Source organism: Synechococcus sp. Cruz CV12-2-Slac-r (assembly GCF_024346075.1).
Classification (GTDB): domain Bacteria; phylum Cyanobacteriota; class Cyanobacteriia; order PCC-6307; family Cyanobiaceae; genus Synechococcus_D.
On the sequence record NZ_JAGQEK010000231.1, the window covers coordinates 1 to 2104 of the forward strand.

Sequence of the window (2104 nt, forward strand, 5' to 3'; positions counted from 1 at the left end):
GGAGGTTGAAATATCACCAATGGCCCCTGCTCCAAAGCCATCTCCAACAGTAGCTGAAATGTTGCAGCTGCAAGAGAAGGGAATTATCAGCGTGCAGGCATTGCGGCAATGGTTAGGAGATATAGCTGGCGTTGCACCAACGTCTCTATGAGCTGCTATTAGTTATTTAATTGCTGGATCATCAGCAGGATTTCAAGTCGCAATTGCGGCATGGCTTGGCGGCTGATCCACAGAACTTGAGCGGGATCAACACTAAAATATTGATGGGCAAGTACATCACGAAAACCCATTATCCCTTTCCAATCCTGGTTTGGGTGACGTGTAAGTAATTCCCCCTGGGTGTGCTTATCGAGTTGTTTTATAGTCTCACCTAAAGCTAAATATTGCATGCACACAGCATCTAAAGTGCCGCCATTCGGTTTATTACCGATTCAACAAGGTTCAGAATTTGCTCTAACAGATCCTGGCTAAATTGTTTCTCGTTAGACAAACATACCCTCCTGATCAATCCTGCGGCGTAGCGCTGGATTCATGCGATCCCAGAGGCTGATCACATCAACAGGTACCTGTAGTGCCTGTTCCACTTCCTGTTTGAAATGCACTAGGCAGAAGGGATTGGGCGGATCCAGGCTGACGCAAAGATCAACGTCACTATCTGGACCAGCCTCATCCCTTGCAAGGGAACCAAAAAGTCCTAAACGGGTTATGCCATAACGCTGCCGCCATAGATCCTTACGTTCCTGCAACAGGTTCAGTACATCCTGGCGATTGGGGGTAGCCATAGAAAGAACAACCTGTGCACAAAACCAGGCTAAACCGACTAGCCCTTACTGCTACGGGTTAGGGGCTTCACTGCTGGAATGCAAATGATCAGTTGAGCTCAACCCTTTGGAAGGACTGCTTACGAAACCGTCTGTAGACATCAAAGTCGCTATCTAGGCTGAGGATCTCGGCAACATCCAGTCGCTCCGAGAGTGCCACCAAGGTGAGATCGGCGAAATCACCGGGTAGATCGGCATAGCGCTGGTTGAGCTCCGCAATGCGGGCGTAATCCTCAGGAAGCAAATTGATCGCCTTGATGCCACCGAGACTGACGGCTGCAAGCAGGTGGTTTTGAGCGGATAGAACGCGTGGATCAGCTGGATTACCCAGCAGCCAGAGAACCTCGGCGATACAAATCGGTGAGGTAATCAGCTGCGCAGTTGTCTTATCAAAGAAAGCAAGGACAGCTTGATGGAGGGGCTCCTTTTGCTGGTAGTAACTCAGCAGGATGCCCGAATCAATCAGGATCTGCCGCATCAGTGCCGTTCCGTCTGTCGCGCCGTGAGTGTATTTGTAAGCAGCAAGCGCCGTTGACTACGCTCAGAACTGCCTAACGGCAGTGTGTCAAGAAAGCTCTCTGGATGGCCACCTAGTTGCTGGGTGATTGAGGGCAAAGGTTGGAGCTGCTGCCAGCGTTCGCGGATCAGCTGGCGAATCAGCGAACTTTTGTCCTGACCGGTTTCGGCCAATAGCTCAGCGAGGCAATCCTCGGTATCAGCATCAAGCCTGATTGTGAGCGGCATAACCCACAGGACCCAAGCCCTGTATGACGAATGACATAACCGTAGTACCTCTGGCCCGTGGTGGGCGGCAATAGCTCCAGTTGTTGCGATAGCTGCACTTCATGGTTTCCAGTCCAGTCCCGTCCTGGCAGCCGTCTGATCAAGAAGCAATTCGCCAGTGCCTAGGCCTACCTGCAACGGTGCCATGTCTTGCTGCTATTGCAAAGGCAATGGCTGATCTAGAACGCCAACACCCATCAGGTGTATTAAGCGCCAGGGCTTTATTGGATGCAGTAGCACTGATTGATCAGCAGTTGCTTTCACCTGCTGCTGATCAAGAAAAAGCAATCCAAAAGCAGAGCAACTCAAGGCCAATTGCAGGCTCAGTTGCAGCAACAGGTGATGCACCACTGCAAAAAGCAGATGTGATCACCTACGACACATCACTACTTAGGGAAGAAACTGAAACCACCTATGCCACACCCAGCTCAGCAGCAACTGCATTTCTTAATCAAAGAAGGCGATATAGCGATCAGTTACTGCTATTACTGCCAAACCTA

At 50.5% G+C, this 2104-nt stretch carries 5 protein-coding genes; 1 reads left to right on the top strand and 4 read right to left on the bottom strand.

The genetic code is table 11. The annotated features are described in order from the left end of the window. Positions 1-158 precede the first annotated feature (158 nt). From KB557_RS11040 to KB557_RS11055, 4 genes are all read right to left on the bottom strand, one after another. Positions 159-395: a HepT-like ribonuclease domain-containing protein gene (locus tag KB557_RS11040; RefSeq protein WP_255134180.1), complete on the bottom strand. Its 237-nt coding sequence runs from the start codon at positions 393-395 to the stop codon at positions 159-161. A gap of 87 nt (positions 396-482) precedes the next feature. Further along, positions 483-782, bottom strand: coding sequence for a nucleotidyltransferase family protein (locus KB557_RS11045; RefSeq protein WP_255134182.1), 300 nt, complete (start codon positions 780-782; stop codon positions 483-485). Positions 783-870: 88 nt separating this feature from the next. Beyond that, the gene (locus KB557_RS11050; protein ID WP_255134184.1) at positions 871-1299 is read right to left on the bottom strand and encodes a type II toxin-antitoxin system VapC family toxin; all 429 of its coding nucleotides are present in this window, start codon (positions 1297-1299) and stop codon (positions 871-873) included. Then, positions 1299-1565, bottom strand: a complete 267-nt coding sequence (locus KB557_RS11055; RefSeq protein ID WP_255125323.1) for a ribbon-helix-helix protein, CopG family — start codon at positions 1563-1565, stop codon at positions 1299-1301. Before KB557_RS11055 ends, KB557_RS11050 begins: the two co-directional genes overlap by 1 nt. 101 nt (positions 1566-1666) lie before the next feature. Here KB557_RS11055 and KB557_RS11060 point away from each other — a divergent pair. Further along, positions 1667-2104 (top strand): hypothetical protein (locus tag KB557_RS11060; RefSeq protein ID WP_255134186.1); only part of this gene is annotated, 438 nt, incomplete at its 3' end.

Excerpts from the sequence above, each read along its gene's own strand:
- KB557_RS11045 (WP_255134182.1), bottom strand. The coding sequence starts at position 782 with ATGGCTACCCCCAATCGCCAGGATGTACTGAACCTGTTGCAGGAACGT.
- KB557_RS11055 (WP_255125323.1), bottom strand. The coding sequence starts at position 1,565 with ATGCCGCTCACAATCAGGCTTGATGCTGATACCGAGGATTGCCTCGCT.
- KB557_RS11050 (WP_255134184.1), bottom strand. The coding sequence starts at position 1,299 with ATGCGGCAGATCCTGATTGATTCGGGCATCCTGCTGAGTTACTACCAG.